At 66.7% G+C, this 19241-nt stretch carries 16 protein-coding genes and 1 pseudogene; 7 read left to right on the forward strand and 10 right to left on the reverse strand.

Annotated features, from left to right (window positions below; all coding sequences use genetic code 11):
- Nucleotides 1-4 precede the first annotated feature (4 nt).
- Nucleotides 5-325 (forward strand): annotated as a pseudogene (locus MJO58_RS07820) (phosphotransferase family protein); the annotation flags it as partial.
- A 7-nt stretch (nucleotides 326-332) separates the two neighbouring features.
- Here MJO58_RS07820 and MJO58_RS07825 read toward each other — a convergent pair.
- Entirely contained in the window at nucleotides 333-623 is a 291-nt protein-coding gene (locus MJO58_RS07825; RefSeq protein WP_239722518.1) for a hypothetical protein, read from the reverse strand.
- 201 nt (nucleotides 624-824) lie between these two features.
- Here MJO58_RS07825 and MJO58_RS07830 point away from each other — a divergent pair, with 201 nt between their 5' ends.
- Together MJO58_RS07830 and MJO58_RS07835 are read left to right on the forward strand one after the other, a co-directional pair.
- Complete coding sequence (locus tag MJO58_RS07830) at nucleotides 825-1469, forward strand: MspA family porin (protein WP_239723188.1); 645 nt, start codon at nucleotides 825-827, stop codon at nucleotides 1467-1469.
- A gap of 64 nt (nucleotides 1470-1533) precedes the next feature.
- Nucleotides 1534-1953 carry a nitroreductase family deazaflavin-dependent oxidoreductase gene (locus MJO58_RS07835; protein WP_239722520.1) on the forward strand — a complete coding sequence of 140 codons (420 nt, stop codon included), beginning with the start codon at nucleotides 1534-1536 and terminating at the stop codon, nucleotides 1951-1953.
- A 16-nt stretch (nucleotides 1954-1969) separates the two neighbouring features.
- Here MJO58_RS07835 and MJO58_RS07840 read toward each other — a convergent pair whose 3' ends face one another.
- The 8 genes from MJO58_RS07840 to MJO58_RS07875 form a co-directional block, all read right to left on the reverse strand.
- The gene (locus MJO58_RS07840; RefSeq protein ID WP_239722525.1) at nucleotides 1970-3262 is read right to left on the reverse strand and encodes an acyl-CoA dehydrogenase family protein; all 1293 of its coding nucleotides are present in this window, start codon (nucleotides 3260-3262) and stop codon (nucleotides 1970-1972) included.
- Nucleotides 3263-3265: 3 nt separating this feature from the next.
- Nucleotides 3266-4429: a CaiB/BaiF CoA transferase family protein gene (locus MJO58_RS07845; RefSeq protein WP_239723189.1), complete on the reverse strand. Its 1164-nt coding sequence runs from the start codon at nucleotides 4427-4429 to the stop codon at nucleotides 3266-3268.
- A complete protein-coding gene (locus tag MJO58_RS07850) occupies nucleotides 4426-5220 on the reverse strand; it encodes an enoyl-CoA hydratase/isomerase family protein (RefSeq protein ID WP_239722526.1) in 795 nt (264 codons plus the stop codon). The genes MJO58_RS07845 and MJO58_RS07850 overlap by 4 nt, the downstream gene beginning before the upstream one ends.
- Before the next feature lie 7 nt (nucleotides 5221-5227).
- Nucleotides 5228-6436: an acetyl-CoA C-acetyltransferase gene (locus MJO58_RS07855; protein ID WP_259608765.1), complete on the reverse strand. Its 1209-nt coding sequence runs from the start codon at nucleotides 6434-6436 to the stop codon at nucleotides 5228-5230.
- Nucleotides 6437-6602: 166 nt separating this feature from the next.
- Nucleotides 6603-7430, reverse strand: coding sequence for an oxidoreductase (locus MJO58_RS07860; protein WP_090601012.1), 828 nt, complete (start codon nucleotides 7428-7430; stop codon nucleotides 6603-6605).
- Nucleotides 7431-7484: 54 nt separating this feature from the next.
- Nucleotides 7485-9002 (reverse strand): Hsp70 family protein, encoded by a 1518-nt coding sequence (locus MJO58_RS07865; protein WP_239722527.1) that lies wholly within the window; start codon nucleotides 9000-9002, stop codon nucleotides 7485-7487.
- A gap of 43 nt (nucleotides 9003-9045) precedes the next feature.
- Nucleotides 9046-11307 (reverse strand): carbon starvation CstA family protein, encoded by a 2262-nt coding sequence (locus MJO58_RS07870; protein WP_239722528.1) that lies wholly within the window; start codon nucleotides 11305-11307, stop codon nucleotides 9046-9048.
- A 36-nt stretch (nucleotides 11308-11343) separates the two neighbouring features.
- A complete protein-coding gene (locus tag MJO58_RS07875) occupies nucleotides 11344-12885 on the reverse strand; it encodes an ATP-dependent DNA ligase (RefSeq protein WP_239723191.1) in 1542 nt (513 codons plus the stop codon).
- 112 nt (nucleotides 12886-12997) lie between these two features.
- Between MJO58_RS07875 and MJO58_RS07880 the strand changes: the two genes are divergently transcribed.
- Both MJO58_RS07880 and MJO58_RS07885 read left to right on the forward strand, forming a co-directional pair.
- Nucleotides 12998-13756, forward strand: a complete 759-nt coding sequence (locus MJO58_RS07880) for an SDR family NAD(P)-dependent oxidoreductase (RefSeq protein WP_239722529.1) — start codon at nucleotides 12998-13000, stop codon at nucleotides 13754-13756.
- Nucleotides 13757-13893: 137 nt separating this feature from the next.
- Nucleotides 13894-16083, forward strand: coding sequence for an acyl-CoA dehydrogenase family protein (locus MJO58_RS07885; RefSeq protein ID WP_090601016.1), 2190 nt, complete (start codon nucleotides 13894-13896; stop codon nucleotides 16081-16083).
- On the opposite strand, the gene MJO58_RS07890 is transcribed toward MJO58_RS07885, so the two are convergent.
- On the reverse strand, nucleotides 16076-16423 hold the full coding sequence (locus MJO58_RS07890; protein WP_239722530.1) for a Zn-ribbon domain-containing OB-fold protein: 348 nt from the start codon (nucleotides 16421-16423) through the stop codon (nucleotides 16076-16078). The two genes, MJO58_RS07885 and MJO58_RS07890, sit on opposite strands and share 8 nt — an antisense overlap.
- A gap of 70 nt (nucleotides 16424-16493) precedes the next feature.
- Here MJO58_RS07890 and MJO58_RS07895 point away from each other — a divergent pair, with 70 nt between their 5' ends.
- Both MJO58_RS07895 and MJO58_RS07900 read left to right on the forward strand, forming a co-directional pair.
- Nucleotides 16494-17687 (forward strand): thiolase family protein, encoded by a 1194-nt coding sequence (locus MJO58_RS07895; protein ID WP_239722531.1) that lies wholly within the window; start codon nucleotides 16494-16496, stop codon nucleotides 17685-17687.
- A 39-nt stretch (nucleotides 17688-17726) separates the two neighbouring features.
- Complete coding sequence (locus tag MJO58_RS07900; protein WP_434086361.1) at nucleotides 17727-19184, forward strand: FadR/GntR family transcriptional regulator; 1458 nt, start codon at nucleotides 17727-17729, stop codon at nucleotides 19182-19184.
- The last annotated feature ends 57 nt before the right edge of the window (nucleotides 19185-19241 follow it).

Genomic DNA, 19241 nt, shown 5'->3' on the forward strand with positions numbered 1-19241 from the left:
GGCTCAGATCTGGTCGATCGGTGATCCGCGGATCGATGCCGGCTGGTTTCTGATCAACTGCGATCCCGGGACTTACCAACGTGTTTCGGACGCCGCCGGCATGGCGCCCCCGATCGACGAGCTCGCCGAGATCTATCAGGATGAGCTGGGGCACGAAGTCGCCGGCCTGACCTGGTTTCGCGCACTGGCCTGTTTCAAGTCGGCGGCGACCTGGTCGCTGATCGTCAAACACAACCGCCGAAGGAAGACGCCGCGGGACGAATGGGAAGCCATGGCGCCGACGTTGCCGCGACTACTGGAGCGGGCGCGGTCGATGGTGGAGTAGGCCTCGGTTAGCGGCACTTGATAAAGACGTTCTGGCAATAGTTTCCGACGCCGTCCCAGTTTTTCTCCCGTGGGATGCCTCGATTGGCGGGGTTCGTAAAGAACGATGGAGCGTCGACCGTGTTGAATTGGCTGATCTCTGGGAGCATCGGCGGCTCGGGGTCGGGATCGGTATCGTCCGCGCGCGCCAGCCCGATGCCGCCCCACAAGGCCACGACGCTGACCGCACCGGCAAACAGTCCGCGAGCGTACGAACGAGCTTTCATCGCCGCCCTCTCGGGTTCGTTGCCGTGTGCCACACCCGCAATTCTAGCGGCCGGCCGGCCGGGCCAACGCCAGCCTGCCGCAGCCACATCGCGTATCAGTTACGAACGCGCAACGACTCTGCCGGGGCGACCAGCAAATGCCGCTATGCGCACGGCGCGGTATTTACGGTTTCGCCCGTGGGGACAAAAGCCGGGGTCGTCCGCAACGCTGCGGTCGTCGCGATGTGCTTTCTAATGACGCTGACCATGGCCCCGTCTACGGCCGCCGATCCCGACGTTCAGCCCGCTGGTGCCGCTACGCCACCGAATGACGGGCTGGTGCCCTCGAATCCTCCCCAAATCGTCAATACCCCGGATGGCTGGCGATTGGGGCTTGGCGCGAAGGACGAGGCTCAGACTCCGGTCGCGCCGTTGACAACCGCGCTCTCGTCCCGCGAGTACATCGCGACCGGAACATTTGTCGGAGACCTGAGCGGGCCGGGACAGCCGCAAGGCATTCTCGAGGCGGGTTACGAGATCGGCTGTGGCATCGACATGAGCACGTCCAACGGCGTCGACCTCGGCGGCAACATGGGCATCGCCCCCGGTCTCAGCCCGACGTTTGACACCAGCGGCGCGTTGCCGCCTCTTCTGCCGTTCCTCACCGTCCCGGTGGGCGGCTCGATCAATGTGGGGCTCAAGCCCGGCTTCGTGATTGTGGTGCCGGTGGCGAAGAAGCAATTCAAGGGCCCGCACCCGTGGATCATGATCGCCAACTTCCACGTCAGGATCGACGGCTGCGTGGGCCAGTCGTTCATTCGCTCCTACGCGACGCTGACCCGGGTGACTGACCAGTCCGACGTGGTGGTGTCCTACGTCGGCGTCACCAAAGCCGTCTGATCGGGTTCTCGTCGCCGGCCGAGGGCAGGGATACAATCGAAGAACTCAATGGGTGGGAGGCACCATGTCCGACGACGATTTCAATCGTCGCAATATCGAGGAGTTCCGCGCCAACCACGGCCGGCTCGGCGGACAGTTCGAGGGCGCACCGGTATTGCTGTTGCACAGCAAGGGAGCTCGCAGTGGCGAGGAACGAGTGAGTCCGATGATGTATCTGGCCGAAGGTCAGCGCTATCTGGTGTTCGCATCAGCGGCGGGTGCCGACCGCAACCCCGCGTGGTACCACAATCTGGTGGCTCACCCCGATGCGCAGATCGAAGTCGGGGACGACCTCATCGACGTTCGGGCCGTCGAGCTGCACGGCGACGAACGCGACCAGAAGTACGCCATTCAAGCCTCGCGCTATCCGGGCTTCGCCGACTACGAACGCAAAACCACCCGAACGATTCCCGTTCTCGCACTGATCCCGCGGCAAGCGTCGTGACGGCGCCCTCACGAGCTTAGCGGGGGATACCCGCCAGCTTGTCGGCGAACTTCGCCTCGGCTGCGGCACGCAGCCGCGGCAGGTGTTCGGAGGGAAACAGATCGGGCGCGGGCTCGCGGTCTTTGAGCAGCATGCGTGCCAGCGTCACCTTGTGCACCTCGGTCGGGCCGTCGGCCAGGCCCAACACGAAGGACTCCACCAGATATTGGACGAACGGCATCTCATGCGTGGTGCCCAACGATCCGTGTAGTTGTAGCGCCCGCGCCGACACGTCATGCAGCACCTTCTGCATCATCGCCTTGACGGCGGAAATATCGGCCCGCACCGCCTTGTAGTCGTTGAATTGGTCTATTTTCCAAGCGGTTTGAAGTGTCAGCAGCCGGAACGCCTCGATCTCCATCCATGAGTCGGCGATCATCTCCTGTACGAGTTGCTTGTTGGCGAGCACCTCGCCCTGGGTGTGGCGCGACACGGCTCGCTCACAGAGCATGTCGAAGATCCGGCGGACCAAGCCGACCGTGCGCATTGCGTGATGAATGCGACCGCCGCCGAGACGGGTCTGCGCGACGACGAACGCGCCACCCCGCGGGCCCAGCATGTGGTCGGCCGGCACCCGGACATTCTCGTAGCGGACGTAACCCTCGCGGCCACCGCCCAGGGGCTGATAGCCCAGTCCGACATCGCGGATCACATTGATTCCGGGGGTGTCGCCGGGGACGACGAACATCGAATACCGTTGGTACGGTGGCGCATCGGGATCGGTCATGGCCATCACGATGATGAACGACGCCATCGAGGCAAACGACGAGAACCATTTCTCCCCGTTGATGATCCAGTGCTCACCGTCGGGCACCGCGGACGTGGTGAACACTTTCGGGTCCGCGCCGCCCTGCGGTTCGGTCATCGAGAAGCAGGACACGATCCGGTTATCCAGCAGTGGTTCAAGATACCGCGATTTGAGCTCGGGTGTGCCGTAGTGCGCGAGGATCTCGCTGTTGCCGGAATCGGGTGCCTGCGAGCCGAATACGATCGGTGCGCACTCCGAGCGGCCCAGAATCTCATTGAGCAGGGCCAGTTTCACCTGGCCGTAGCCCGGGCCACCGAGATGTGGACCGAGGTGCGTGGCCCACAGCCCGCGCTCCTTCACGACCTGCTGCAGAGGCGGGATCAGCGCCTGGCGTACCGGATCGCCCAGATCGTGCGACTCCTTGACGATCAGGTCGATGGGCTCACACTCGGTGCGCACGAAGTCCTCTACCCATTCGAGTTGCTGTGCCCACTGCCGATCAGTGGAGAAATCCCACGACATCTGTCATCCCTTTCGTTCGTCAGCACTTTGCGTCACGCTCTGTTTCACGACGCCGGCGTCGACGAGTTCGGTGATGGCATGCTCGTCGAATCCCAATTCGCGCAGCAGGGCACGCGAGTGGTCGCCGGGCAACGACGGCGACGACGGCGCATCGGGCCTGGTGCGCGAGAAGCGCGGAGCCGGTGCGGGCTGGGTGATCCCGTCGACGGCGATGAAGGTGTCGCGTGCGGCAAGATGCGGATGCCGCGGCGCTTCCGATAGCGAAAGTACCGGTGTCGCACAACATCCCGGTGAGTCGAGGAGCCGTTCCCAATCCTCGCGCGACTTCTCGGCGAAACGAGCAGCCAGTGCCGCGCGGTGTGCGGGCCAGGTGGCCGGCTCGGCTTCGTCATGCGGCACGTCGACGTCAAGACGATCGCAGAGTTCGGCGTAGAACTTCGGTTCCATCGCACCGACCGCAACGTGGCGTCCGTCCGCGGTGGCGTAGGCGCCGTAGAAGTGCGCCGCGCCGTCGAGCAGGTTGTCCTGGCGGCGGTCGCGCCAGGTGCCGGCGGGCACCATCCCGAAGTACGGTGCCAGCAGGGTCGCGACGCCGTCGACCATCGCGACGTCGAGCACCTGGCCTTCGCCCGACTCGCGGGCCTCGAGAATCGCACTGAGCAGGCCCACCGCCAGCAGCATTCCGCCGCCGCCGTAGTCGCCGACCAAATTGAGCGGCGGAACGGGTGATTCGGCGGTGCCGATGCCGTGCAGGGCACCCGCGAGCGCGAGGTAGTTGATGTCGTGGCCGGCGTGTCCGGCCAGCGGGCCGTCCTGCCCGTAGCCGGTCATGCGGGCGTAAACGAGACGAGGATTGAGCGGCTGCAGTGCGTCGGGGCCGATGCCCAGTCGTTCGGCCACGCCCGGTCGGTACACGTCGACGAAGGCGTCAGCGTTGGCGACGAGCCGGTGAACGAGCTCACGGCCGCGGGAATCCTTGACGTCGACGGCGACGGACCGCTGGCTACGGCGAACCGTGTAATCGATGGGCAGCGGACCGTCCACGCCAGCAAGAGCATCGACGCGGACGACGTCGGCGCCCAAGTCTCCCAACAACATCCCGCAGAACGGGGCCGGTCCCAGGCCGCCCATCATCACGATGCGGACCCCGCGCAGCGGACCGCTCACCGGGTCTGTCCCGAAGACCACTGTTGCCTGCGTGCGGCCGCTTCGTCGGTGGCGTGCGAGATCACCTGATTGCGGTTCTCCAGTTCCAGCGCGGCGGAGAGGCTCGCGGCGTCGGTGTTGTGTTGCAACGCACGCTTGGTCAGCTGTACACCTAGCGGCGACAGGTCCGCGATCAGCGACGCCAACTCAACGCCACGGTCGGTCAGCCGGTCCGGCTCGACAAGCTCGCTGACCAGCCCGCGCCGATCCGCTTCCGTCGCCGACACGGTGCGTCCGGTGAGCATCCAGTCGGCGGCCACACTGGTCCCAACGATGCGGGGCAGGTGGTAGCTCATGCCCATCTCGGCGCCGGACAAGCCGAGCAGGATCGCGGCGTTGCCGAATGATGCTGTCGCCGAACAGATCCGGATGTCGGAGGCGAGGCACAGCGCGAACCCAGCGCCTACGCACGGGCCGTTGACCGCAGCGATGACGGGCTGGGGCAGCGCACGCAGCCCCTTGGCCAGCGCGGCCATCCTCTCCTGAAAACGCATCCGGTCCAGCGCGGGTGCGCTGGCCTCGAGCATGCCGGGGCCGAAATCGCGCATGTCGATGCCCGCGCAAAAGCCCCGGCCGGCGCCGGTCAGCACGATGGCGCGCGCTGTGCTGTCACCACCCAAATCGCTTAACGTCTGCGTCAAGTCGGTTTGCATGGCCTCGTTGATCGCGTTGAGCCGCTCGGGTCGATTCAGCCGCAGGACGACGACGCCGTCGCGCGGCCGGTCGAGATCGAGCGTGCTCGGCTTAGTCATATCCGGGTCACACCCGCTCGACGATCGTCGCGGTGCCCATGCCGCCACCGGTACACATCGTCACCAATCCCGTTGTCAGGTCCCGACGTTCGAGTTCATCGAGGACGGTCCCGATCAACATCGCGCCCGTCGCACCGATCGGGTGGCCCAGGGCGATCGCGCCTCCGTTGACATTGACTCGGTCCGGATCGAGGTCGAGGTCGCGCATCGTCTTGAGTGGGACGGCGGCGAATGCTTCGTTGATCTCCCACAGGTCGATGTCCGCCACGGTCATGCCGGCGCGCTGCAGGCAACGTTGCGCGGCCGGCCCGGGTGCGGTGAGCATGATGATCGGTTCGCTGCCGATCGCGGCGGCGGCCCGGATCTGACCACGCGGCCTTACGCCGTTGGAGCGCGCCCAGGTCGGCGATCCGAGCAATACCGCTGCCGCGCCGTCGACCACCCCCGAGGAGTTTCCCGCGTGGTGAACATGGTCGACGTGGTCGATGCTGGGGTAGCGCTCCAGGCAGATCTCGTCGAATGTGCGGTGCTCACCGTCGACACCTGTCGCGCCCATCGTCGCGAACGCCGGCCGCAGCCGCGCCAGCGACTCAGGGGAGGTCCCGGGGCGCGGGTGCTCGTCGCGGGTGAATGGACCGTCGGGCGTCACGATTTCGACCAGGGACCGATCGAATCGTCCCTCGTCGATGGCGGCGGCAGCGCGGTTCTGGCTAAGTGCGGCGTAGGTGTCGACGACCTCGCGGGTGAAGCCCTCCAGGGTCGCGATGAGATCTGCCGAAATACCTTGCGGGACAGTCGGATACAGTGCGCGCAAGTCCGCGTTGTCGCCGTCGATCGTCGGCACTCCGGCCGTGACGTCCCAACGCGACATCGATTCGACTCCGCCGGCGATCACCAGATCGTCGGCGCCCGCGGCGATCGAGGACGCCGCGACGGTGACCGCCTGCTGGCCTGAACCGCAGAAGCGGTTCAGCGTCATCCCCGGCACGGTCTGCGGCCAGCCCGCCAACAGAACCGACAGGCGCGCGACGTCATCACCGTGATCACCGGACAGGATGCCGTTGCCGGCGATTACGTCATCGACGTTCGCGGGGTCGAAACCGGTGCGATTGACCAGGGCCGTCAGGCAGGTGGCGAACAGCGCCTGCGGATGTACGTTGTGCAGTCCGCCGTCGGGGCGGCCCCGCCCGCGCGGCGTGCGTACCGCGTCGAGAATCCAGGCGTCGATGTTGGGCTCCGATCGTTGGGCGAGGGGTTCCGATACGGCGGATCCTTAGCGATCGTAATCCGTCTCTCGACTTTGGAGAATAACCCTCTCCAAAATAGCGAAGCCATTCTCGGAACATGTCGGCGATCACTATCGTCGGCGTTGACGCGCGCCTTCAATCGAAGTTGGTGCCGCTGGTCAGTTGCTCCCATTTCGCGATCTCGCTGGCGCGGGCGTCTGCCGTGTAGCGGTAGAACGCGAGCGCGTCGGGACCCAGGAGCAGGAATGCGGGTGGCTCGCTTGATTCGACGGCGGTAACGATCGCCGCGCCGGCTTTGGCGGGATCGCCGGCCTGAGTGCCGTCCATCGTGTCGTTTTCCTTGCGACGCTGCCCGGCGGTCCCTGCGTAGTCGTCGATGACAGTGGCCGACTGGACCAGCGAGCGTCCGGCGAAGTCGGTGCGAAATGCGCCCGGCTCGACGACCGTCACCGAAATGCCCAGTGGGGCCAACTCGCCGCGGAGCGCGCCACTCATCCCCTCGAGCGCTGCTTTCGCGGCGGCGTAGTAGCCGGACCCCACCGGCGTCAATTGAGCACCGATCGAGGAGATGTTCACGATCGCGCCGCTGCGGCGCGACCGCATACCGGGCAGGACCGCCTTGATCATCGCGACGGCGCCGAAGAAGTGCGTCTCGAACAGGGTCCGGACTTCGTCGTCGTCGCCTTCTTCGACCGCGGCGCGATAGCCGTAGCCGGCGTTGTTGACGAGCACATCGACGCCGCCGAATCGCTCTCGCGCCTGCCGTACGGCCGCGTCGATCTGGCCCTGCTTGGTGACGTCGAGTGCGACGGGCAGCACTCTCTCGGGCGCGATGTCCGCCAAGTCGGCGACCTTTGCGGCATCGCGTGCGGTGACGACGGCATGGTGGCCGGTTTCGATGACAGCTTCGGCGAGCGCTCGGCCGAGTCCGGTTGAGCAGCCGGTGATGAGCCAGGTGGGCATGGGCGGTCCTCTTCGGTGTCGTGGGGCAATCAGCACCGCTAGCGGCTATGACGGCTAGGCGGAGTCGCACCGCTCCAGGCGGAACGTGCGCACGAAGCCGCCCGGTTGCGTCGTGAGCGTCACCTCCACGGCGCCGCTGGGCGCGACGACGTAACGCTCCTCGACATCCGGGCCATCCGTCCATCGGCCGACCGGCTGGCGCCCAAGATCGTCGCGGTCGTAGAGCGCGGGGTCGAAGGGAAAGAGAACGGGATCGTAGGGCGTCACGTCGCCGTCGGGGCGGCCGTTGACCAGCCGGCTGCACTCCACGAAGCGGAAGTGCCCGATGTTGTGCGCTGCCCGATAGGTCCGACGGACGATCAGCGGCGTCTCGCCGTCGGCGGGCAGTGAGACGTCTTTGCCCACGATCGGATCGAAGACGACGCCGGCGCCGGCTTCGGCCTCGCGGAACACCCCGAAGTGTCGCGAAAAGCGTTCCGACAACGCAAAACCCGACTCTTTGTCCAGGAACACGGCAAGACCGATGGCCGTGGCGGCGAACGGATGAGGGGAGCGTTTCACTCGCTTCTCGCCGAAGGTGCTGCGCAGCATCCGGGAGATCAGCGGAAAGCCGCCGGCCCCGCCCACCACGTAGATGCCGGCAACCTCTGACCACGCCACGTCCCCGCTGCCGTCGTGCAGGATGCGGTTGAGCAGATCGATCGTGGGTTTGACGAGCGGCGCACATGCCGAGTAGACGTCATCGATGCCACACGAAAACGGCGCCCGGTCGGCCCCGTCATTGATCCCGGACAGGTCGACCAGGAAGCGCCGCGTCTGCGGCCCCACGGCCTCCTTGCGAACCGCACACTCCTCACGGAGCAGGGCGAGCGCGGCGGAGTCCACCTCGAACAGTTTCGCGCGGTCGCTGACGAGTCGCACAATCGCCTCGTCGAAATCGTCACCGCCGAGCCGCTGGATGCCCTCGCTGATCACGACCTCGTTGGAGTGCCCGGTCATTTTGAGCAGTGACGCGTCGAAGGTGCCGCCGCCGAGGTCGTAGATGAGGACGTATTCGCGTTTGGCGGTGATGGTGGAGCGGTATCGGTGCGCGTATTCGAGGCTGGCTGCGGACGGCTCGTTCAGCAGTGCGACGACGTGAAAACCCGCCGCTACGAAGGCATCCAGTGTCAGCAGGCGCTGGGCACTGGATGCGTTGGCGGGCACGCTGATGGCCGCCTCGATGGTGTCAGCCGGAGTCAGGCTGCCATTCGAGCGCTGCAGCAGATCGTTCTTGAGCTGGGCCAAAAATCCGGTGAGCAAGTCGGTCAACCGGTAGCTACGGCCGGCCAGCGTCACCTCGGTCTGGGGTCCGGCATCGTTGAGCAGGCGTTTGATCGACCGAAGCACCGACCATTCCGGATCGTGGCGAACGGCCGCGGCGTCCACTCCGTAGCGCAGTTCTCCGGCCGCGTTGGCGGCGATGAGCGACGGCCAGGCATCGACGCCATCGAACGAGACGACCGGGTAGTTACCCCGGTCGACGAGCGCGACGACAGTGTGGGTGGTGCCGAAGTCGATACCGACTCTCATTCCGCACAATCTTAGGGCGGTGCAGCGAAATTCGGGACCTTGATTATCCGGCGTGGCGCTCGCCGGTCGCCACTGTCCGCGGTGCTTGCCACTGCTGTTGCACCTCCCGCTCCGCGGGCGTGGCGATCAGGCCCGAGGGTGCGAACATCTTCGACGGGACCGGATCATCTTCGGTCAACGGCCGCCCGCCGCCGCGAATTGCGTTGAGCGCGGCCGCAATTCCGATGACCAACACGATGATCACCACGGCCGCGAAAAGAATCGACAGGGTGCCCTGGATGAAGGTGTTCCTGACGACTTCGTCGATCTGATGGGCATTCTTGGCCGAGCCGAAGGTGGTCTTGCCCGCGTCCTTGGCGGCCAGGTACTGGAAATGTTGAGCCCAGTAGCCGATCGCCGGGTCCGCCGAGAAGATCTTCTGCCACGACGCGGTCAGCGTGACCGTCAAATCCCACAGCAGCGGGGCACCCGGGATCCACGCCCAGATCAGCAAGCCCTTCTTAATGACGATCACGGTGATGACGGTGAGTGCGATCGCCGCGAGCAGCTGGTTGGCGATACCGAACAGCGGGAACAGTGTGTTGATGCCGCCGAGGGGATCGGTCACGCCCATCAGCAGGATGCCGCCCCAACCCGCGGCGACGGCAACACTGCAACCCCATACGCCCGGGCGCCAGCTCGGATTCTGCAGCTTGGAAAGCGGACCACCCAGGTTGCCCAGCGCATCGGACAACATGAATCGCGCGACCCGGGTGCCCGCGTCGACGGCCGTCAGGATGAACAGCGCCTCGAACATGATCGCGAAGTGGTACCAGAACGACTTGAGGCCGGCACCGCCGAACACCCGTTGCAAGATCTCCGACATGCCCACTGCCAGTGTCGGGGCTCCGCCGGTGCGCGACACGATCGATTTTTCGCCGACACCGGCGGCGGCCTGGTTCAGCTGGTCGGCCGTCGCCGAGGGCCCCGACAATCCGAGCCCGTTGACGTAGTGCGCGGCCGTGGCGGCGGTGCCGCCGGTTTGCGCGGTCGGGGCGTTGAGGGCGAAGTACAGATGCTGGTCCAGGATTGACGCACTGATCAGCGCCATGATGGCGACGAACGATTCGGTGAGCATCCCGCCGTAGCCGATGAAGCGCATCTGGCTTTCCTTCTCCAGCAGCTTCGGTGTGGTCCCCGACGAAATCAGCGCGTGAAATCCGGATAGCGCGCCGCACGCGATGGTGATGAACAAGAACGGGAATAGCGCGCCGGGGAACACCGGGCCGTCGCCGCTGGATGCGAACCGCGAGACCGCGGGGGCTTGCATGAGTGGGTGTGCGATGAAGATGCCGACGGCCAGCAAGGCGATGGCGCCGACCTTCATGAAGGTCGACAGGTAATCGCGTGGAGCGAGCAACAACCACACCGGTAGCACCGACGCCACGAAGCCGTAGCCGATGATCAACCAGGAGACGGTGACCGCGGACAGAGTGAACCAGGATGCGCCCCACGAGGTTTCGCTGACCCAGTTACCCGAAGCGACGGCGGCCATCAGCAGCACGAAGCCGATTACCGACACCTCGGCCACCCGGCCCGGGCGCAGGAACCGCAGATAGCAGCCCATGAAGAGGGCGATTGGGATGGTCATCGCTATCGAGAACACGCCCCACGGACTCTGGGCCAGACCCCGAACCACCACCAGCGCCAGCACCGCGATGATGATCACCATGATGACGAACGCGCCGACCAGCGCGGCGGCGCCACCGGCCGCACCGAGTTCGTCGCGGGCCATCTGGCCCAGGGACCGGCCCCGGCGCCGGGTCGAGATCCACAGCACCAAGTAGTCCTGGACGGCGCCGGCGAACACCGCGCCGAGAATGATCCAGATGCTGCAGGGTAAGTAGCCCATCTGGGTGGCAAGCACCGGACCCACAAGTGGTCCCGCTCCGGCGATCGCGGCGAAATGGTGGCCGAACAGCACCCGACGGTCGGTCGGCACGTAGTCGGCGCCGTCGTCGAAAATCTCGGCGGGTGTGGCGTGGTCGTCGCGGGGGCGGACGATCTTCATTTCGATCAACCGCGCATAGAAGCGGAACCCGATGATGTAGGTGCAGATCGCCGCGACCACGATCCAGACGGCGTTGACTGTCTCGCCGCGTGCGAACGCGATGAGGGCCCAGGCGACGGTACCGATCACCGCGATGATCCCGAAGACGATTTTGTGCCGAAGGCTGATGGGGGAGCGGTCGATGATGGCGACGGGCGGCAAGTCATCGTCGGTGCGGATATAGCTGACATCTTTGTCGTGCACAGTCACGGTCAAACCCTACGACGACGCGCGCCGCGTCGCCCGGCCGAATTAGTACAGCGCACGGACGTTGTCGATGGTGTCGGCCTCGGCCGGACTCTTGTCGTCGCGGTAGCGCACCACCCGGGCAAACCGCAGCGCCAGACCGCCCGGGTAGCGTGTCGAGCGCTGCACGCCGTCGAGCGCGATTTCGACGACTTGCTCGGGACGCAATGCGACGACATAGCCGTCCATCGATCCGACCGCAAGCTCGCTGAACCGCGCCGTCTGCCAGTCCAGCATGGCGTCGGTCATGCCCTTGAAAGTCTTTCCCACCATGATGAATTCGCCGGTTGTCGAATCGCGGGCACCCAGATGGATGTTGGACAGTTTGCCGCTTCGGCGTCCCGAACCCCATTCGACGGCCAGCACCACCAGGTCGAGGGTGTGAACCGGCTTGACCTTGAGCCAGCCCGCCCCGCGACGCCCGGCCAGGTAGGGCGCGCCCGGCGCCTTCGCCATCACACCTTCGTGCCCGGCGGCCAGCGTCGCCTCCAGGAAGGCCGCGGCGGCATCGGCGTCGGAGGTAAACAGCCGGTCGACCCGCTGCTCGTCCGGCACCAGCGCGTCCAGGGCGGCCAGCCGTTCGGCGGTCGGTGCGTCGAGCAGATCGACGCCGTCGCGGTGCAGGATGTCGAAGAAGAACACCGAAAGTGGTTGCGCTGCCTGGGCTCCCGCTTGTTTCGAGGCCACGTCGACCGATCGGCCGAACCGCGAGGCGGTGACCTGAAAGCGGTGCGGCCGATTATCCGGCCGCAGCGCGATCGCCTCACCATCGGCGATCAGGTCGGTGACGGGCAGCGCGAGCGTCGCCTCCACCACCTCGGGCAGCCGGGCGGTGACGTCGTCGAGGCTTCGCGTGTAGACCGTGACCGTGTCCCCGGCGCGATGGATCTGCACCCGCGCGCCGTCCAGCTTCGCCTCGAAAATCGTTGTGCCGCCGTGACGTTCGAGCGCATCGGCCACGCTGGTCGCGGTCTGTGCGAGCATCGGGCCGACCGGTTGGCCCACTCGCAGGGTGAATGCCTGCAGCGCGACCGCCCCGCCGGACAGGGCGGCCGCCGCCGCCGCGGGCAGATCGCCGCCCAGCATCGCCGCGCGCTGCACCGCGGCAGCCGGGATGTCGGCGGCCCTGGCGACTGCGTCGGCCATGATTCCGACCAGTGCCCCCTGGCGCAGTTCGCCCGTTAGCAGCCGCACCAGAAACGTCTGCTCGGATTCGGTCGCGGCGGCGAACAGCGTGGTGAGCAGTTGGGCGCGGCGCGCCTGCGATCCCTTACCCGAGACGGCGCCGATCTCGGTGAAGGTGGCGTGCACGCCGGTCACGGTGAGCTGCGCCTCGGCCGCCGCCGCCGGTCGCGACCGCAACGATGCCCGGCCCACCCCGATCTGACGCTGTGGGAGCTCGCCGGAGAGCCACGACACTACGATCGCTACCAGTTGGGGGTCCGGCGCGGCGCGGGTCAGCAGCTCGGCGAGGCGCGCGACCTTGGTCAGCCGGGACGACGTGGCGCCGACCTCAACCGACGTGGCTACCACCTCGAGAAGGAGCACGATCGCCAGCTTGACATGGCTCGGTGACAACGCGGCAGGGCGGACACGCTAGCGTTCCTACGTAACGTTACAGATTGCACAGGATCTGACAACCCAAAAAGGAGACGTCCGGATGGAGATCAATGGGAAGAAGGCCGTCGTCATCGGCGGTGCGTCGGGGATGGGTCGGGCCACGGCCGAACTGTTCGCGGAGCGTGGTGCGGATGTCGCCATCTTCGACCGCGAGGGTTCCGACGGTAAAGCGGTGGCCGAGGGCATCAGCGGCGCGTTCTACCCGGTCGACGTCACCGACTTCACCGGCACCGAGGAGACCTTGCAGACCGCGGTCGACAAGCTGGGCGGCCTGCATGTCGTGGTCACCACGGCCGGCGGCGGCATCGCCAAGCGCACGCTGACCAAGTCCGGCCCCCACGACCTCGAATCCTTCCAATCGGTTATCGATCTCAACCTGATCGCCACCTTCAACATCAGCCGGCTGGCCGCCGCGCACATGGCCAAGAACGAGCCCGAAGACGAGGAACGCGGCGTCATCATCAATACCGCTTCGATCGCCGCTTTCGAGGGCCAGATCGGGCAGGTCGCCTACACCGCGGCCAAGGCGGCGATCGCCGGCATGTGTCTGACGATGGCTCGCGACCTGGGCTCGATGGGAATCCGGGCGCTGGCGATCGCGCCGAGCCTGTTCCTGACCGGCCTGACGTCGATGGTGCCCGACGAGATGGCGGCGACGCTGACCCGCGACGCGGCCTTCCCAAAGCGGATGGGCCGGCCCGAGGAGTACGCCAAGCTGGCGTTGGCCATCGTCGACAACCCGATGCTCAACGGCCAGTGCCTGCGCCTGGACGCGGGACAGCGCTTCGCACCCAAGTAGCGACCCCACGCTGGGGGCCTGTTAGCAGCCCGAGCGCAATAAGTACACTCTTTAGTCAGCCGCCCCGCTCCCCCTCGGAGCGGGGCGGCTGACCACCCGCTACGCCGCGGGACGGGTACTGGCGCGAGGAGGCCCCCATGGGTATCGCACTTACCGACGACCATCGCGAGCTCGCCGAGGTCGCTCGCGGATTCCTGACGTCACAGAAGGCGCGGCCGGCGGCGCGTGCGCTGCTGGACAGCCCCGACGAGAGCCGGCCCACCTTCTGGCCTGACCTCGCGCAACTCGGCTGGCTCGGCCTGCACGTCGACGAGGAACACGGCGGCTCTGGTTATGGATTGCCCGAACTGGTCGTGGTGATCGAAGAGCTTGGTCGCGCGGTCGCCCCGGGCCCGTTCGTCCCGACCGTGATCGCGTCGGCCGTGATCGCCAAAGACGGCTCAGCCGAACAGAAGTCACGATTACTACCCAGCCTGATCGATGGATCCGTCACCGCGGGCATCGGCCTGGACAGCCGGGTGCAGGTCAAAGAGGGCTCGAACGGTCTCACAGCCGACGGCGAGGCCGGCGTCGTGTTGGGCGCGGGGTTGGCCGAGCTGCTGCTGATCGCCGCCGGCGACGACGTGCTGCTGCTGGACCGCGGCCGCTCGGGAGTGTCGGTCGAGGGAACAGGGGGAGCGCCCGACAACCTCGACCCGACTCGCCGGTCCGGGCGGGTACGCCTGAACAACGTCAGCGTCGGTTCCGACGACATCATCGCGGGCGCACGGGAATCGGCGCTGGCCCGGGCGCGGACCCTGCTGGCCGCCGAGGCGGTGGGCGGAGCATCCGACTGCGTCGACGCTGCCGTCGACTACGCCAAGGTGCGCCAGCAGTTCGGCCGCACCATCGCAACGTTCCAGGCGGTCAAGCACCACTGCGCGAACATGCTGGTAGCCGTGGAGTCGGCGACGGCCGCGGTCTGGGACGCCTCGCGTGCGGCGTCCGAAGACGAGGAGCAGTTCCGGCTGATCGCGGCAGTCGCTGCGGCACTGGCGTTTCCGGCCTACGCGCGTAACGCCGAACTCAACATCCAGGTGCACGGCGGCATCGGGTTCACCTGGGAGCATGACGCGCACCTGCATCTGCGCCGGGCACTCGTGGCGTCAGCGCTGTTCGGCGGCGACACCCCGTCCCGCGATGTATTCGATCGCACCGCGGCGGGCGCCGTCCGGGAGAACAGCCTGGATCTGCCTCCCGAGGCCGAGGAACTGCGCACCCGGATCCAGGCCGACGCCGCCGAACTCGCCGCACTGGACAAGCAGGCGCAACGCGACAAGCTGATCGCGACCGGCTACGTGATGCCGCACTGGCCCAAGCCGTGGGGTCTGGGCGCCGATGCGGTCGAGCAGTTGGTCATCGAGGAAGAGTTCAAGGCGGCCGGCATCAAGCGCCCGGACTACGGCATCACCGGATGGGTGATTCTGACCCTGATCCAGCACGGAACTGATTGGCAGATCGAAAGATTCGTCGAGAAGGCGTTACGCAAAGACGAGATCTGGTGCCAGCTGTTCTCCGAACCCGATGCCGGGTCGGACGCGGCGTCCATCAAGACCAAGGCCACGCGCGTCGACGGTGGCTGGAAGATCAATGGGCAAAAGGTGTGGACCAGCGGAGCCCACTACTGCGCGCGCGGCCTGGCCACGGTGCGCACCGATCCCGATGCGCCGAAGCACGCCGGCATCACCACGGTGATCGTCGACATGAAAGCGCCCGAGGTCGAGGTGCGGCCGCTGCGGCAGATCACCGGCGGCTCGGACTTCAACGAGGTGTTCTTCAACGACCTGTTCGTTCCCGACGAAGACGTGGTCGGCACCCCCAACTCGGGGTGGACGGTCGCGCGGGCGACGCTGGGCAACGAGCGGGTCAGCATCGGCGGCAGCGGGTCGTTCTACGAGGGATTGGCGACCGCACTGGTCGAGCTGGCCAAGCAGCACGCAGATCGATTGGCGGGCGCGGATATCCGGGTCGGGTCCTATCTCGCCAACGAGACCGCGTTGCGGCTGCTCAACCTGCGACGAGTGGCCCGCAGCGTCGAAGGCGCGGGACCGGGGCCGGAAGGCAACGTCACCAAGCTGAAGTTGGCCGAGCACATGGTGGAGGGCGCCGCGATCATGGCGGCATTGACCGGCCCGGAGGTCGCGCTGGTGGACGGCGCCGGAGCCGCGCCGGGCCGGCTGATCATGGGCGCACGCGGCATGGCGATCGCCGGCGGCACCTCGGAAGTCACCCGGAACCAAATCGCCGAGCGGATTCTCGGCATGCCGCGCGACCCGCTGATCAACTAGTCGGTGCGAACAACGGCGCCCCGCCGGCGCCCTTCTCGGGCTTCATGCTGACCGGCATCCCGCACGTCACCGAATCCGGTTCGCAGTCAACGATGTTGGCGGCAACCCGCAGGCCGGCCTGTTCGGCGAGCTCGACGATGGCGATCACATAGGGGACCGGGATCTCCGGGTTGTACGGATGATGGTTGACCGTGAAGGTGAACACCGTGCCCTGTCCGGAAATCGGGCGAGCGACCAGCGTGGCGCCGCACTCGCGGCATTCGCCGGCCGCGGGATGCACCCAGCGCGAGCAATCGGCGCAATGCTCGATGAGCAGCTGGGACGTCGACTCGGCTGACACGGGCAATACAGTACACTCTATTGGTTCGGTGTGGGTGGTTCGATGGGTTCTCCTCTGGCGGACGGTGCAGATGACGTATTTCGAAAAAGAGGCGATCGTGTCCGGTATCGGCATTTCCCGGATCGGCCGACGGACCGGTATCCCGGGGCGAGACCTGACCATGGAGGCGGTGCGCGGTGCCATCGCCGACGCCGGCCTGGCGCCCGCCGACATCGACGGCATCGCGACGTTGGGCGACACGCCGGCCGAAGAGGTCAATACCGAACTGGGTATCGAAGCCGCCGACTGTGGCAGCGGTTTCGGTACCGGCGGACTGCTCAGTCCGGTGATGTCGGCATGCCGTGCGGTGTCCGAGCGACGCGCCCGGCACGTGGTGGTGTATCGGACCATCCAGATGCTCGGTGGCACGGTGCCGGTCAAGCAGGAGGAAAACGCGCCCGCACCCCCGCTGGCGCGGATGTTCGAAACACCCGAGGGCGAACCGAAGCCGGCTGTCGGTGCGATGGACGATGTCAACGATCTGGTTGCGGCCCAGGCTTATTCGGCAGCGAACTGGTTGGCACTGAACTGCCGTCGTCACATGGAGTTGTACGGAACCACCAAGGAACAGCTCGGTTGGCTGGCGCTCAACGGCAGGCGCAACGCCGCACTGAACCCGCTTGCGGTCTACCGCGAGCCGATGACGATGGCCGACTACCTGGGGGCGCGACCGGTGTCGACGCCGTTCGGGTTGCTGGATTGCGACGTGCCGATCGACGGATCGATCGCGGTGGTGGTCTCCAACGCCGAATACGGGCCCGATTGCCCGCACCGGCCCGTGCGGGTGGAGGCGATCGGCGGGTCCAGCGGTGCCGGTGGCTGGTTCCACCGCGACGACTATCCGAAGATGGCGATGTCGGATGCGACCGCGCAGATGTGGTCACGCACCGAGTTGAAACCCACCGACCTCGCGGTTGCCGAGCTGTACGACGGTTTCACCTATCTGACCATCGCGTGGCTGGAAGCTCTGGGCGTCTGCGGCGACGGCGAGGCCGGCCCGTTCGTCGAGGGCGGTGCGCGGATCGCCCGCGACGGGCAATTGCCGCTGAACACCTACGGCGGCCAACTCTCGGCCGGGCGGATGCACGGCTACTGGGCACTGCACGAAGGATGCCTGCAGTTGCGCGGCGAGGCGGGGGAGCGGCAGGTGTCGCGACGTCCCGAGGTCGGCGTGGTGTCCGTGGGTGGGGGTCCGGTCGCGGGTTGCATGCTGCTCACCTGCTGAAAAGGCTTGTAGGAGTGCAGTATTGAGCTTCAAGTAAGCATCACGCCGCCCGTGAGCGGGACGAAGAAGCTGGCTTCGACGATCGCCCGCGATATCGAGGCGGACATCGTGCGGCGCGGCTGGCCGGTCGGGGAATCGCTGGGCTCCGAAAATGCGCTGCAACAACGTTTTGGCGTGAGCCGGTCGGTGCTGCGGGAGGCCGTTCGGCTCGTTGAGCACCATCGGGTGGCCCGAATGCGGCGCGGACCGGGCGGCGGGCTGCTGATCACTGAGCCCGACGCGGGGCCTGCGACCCGCGCCATCGTCATCTATCTCGAACACCTGGGCACCACGCTGACCGATCTGCTCAATGCGCGGCTGGTTCTTGAGCCGCTGGCGGCCGCGCTCGCGGCCGAACACATCGACGAGGCCGGCATCGAACGGTTGCGTGCCGTGCTGCACGCGGAGCAGCAATGGCGGCCGGGGCTGCCGGCACCACGCGACGAGTTTCACATCGCCCTGGCGGAGCAGTCGAAAAACCCTGTCCTGCAACTCTTTATCGACGTGTTGATGAGGCTCACCACCCGGTACGCCCTGCGGTCGCGGACCGAGTCGGCCAGCGAGGCCATCGAGGCGCTCGACTACATGCACAACGACCACTCCGACCTCGTTGCCGCGGTGACCGCTGGCGATTCCGCCCGGGCCAAGACGCTGTCCGAGCGACACGTCGAAGCGGTGAATGCCTGGCTGCAGGAGCATCATCCGGGGCGCGCCAGCCGCCCCGCGCGACCCGCCCGCAGACGCGAGCCGGCCGGCGGCGGCGTCCCGCGCGGGAAGATGGCGGAGGTGCTGGCGGCCACCATCGGCGACGAGATCGGCTCCGGCGGCTGGCAGGTCGGTTCGGTGTTCGGCACGGAGACGGCCCTGGTGGAGCGCTACCGGGTGAGCCGCGCGGTGTTACGCGAAGCGGTGCGCCTGCTCGAATATCACTCGGTCGCCCAGATGCGCCGCGGACCCGGCGGCGGGCTGGTCGTCACCACGCCCCATGCACAGGCGAGCATCGACACCATCGCGCTGTACCTGCAATTCCGAAAACCGGGCCGCGAAGACCTGCGTTGCGTGCGCGACGCCATCGAGATCGACAACGTCGCCAAGGTCGTCAAACGACGCGCCGAACCCGAGGTGGCGGCCTTCCTGCACACCCACCGGTCCGCGCTCGACGGCACGCTGCACGCCGCCGACGATGCGCGGCAGGCGTCATCCGAGGAGTTGCGGTTCCACATCGGACTGGCGCAACTGGCCGGCAACGCGCTGTTGGACCTGTTCTTGAGGATCATCGTCGAGTTGATTCGCCGGCACTGGTCCAGCACCGGGCAGGAGCCACCCGCCCGGGATGACTTCGTCGCCGTCGAGCACGCGCACTCGCGGATTCTCGACGCGATCACAGCGGGCGACGATAGCTTGGCGCGCTACCGCATTCGGCGTCATCTCGATGCCGCCGCCTCGTGGTGGCTGTGACGAACCTCCGCTGATCCGAGGCGGGTTCGTGATCACTTTCCTGCGTAGGGAACGCGA

It is taken from the genome of Mycobacterium lentiflavum, from assembly GCF_022374895.2.
In the GTDB taxonomy this organism is placed as follows: domain Bacteria; phylum Actinomycetota; class Actinomycetes; order Mycobacteriales; family Mycobacteriaceae; genus Mycobacterium; species Mycobacterium lentiflavum.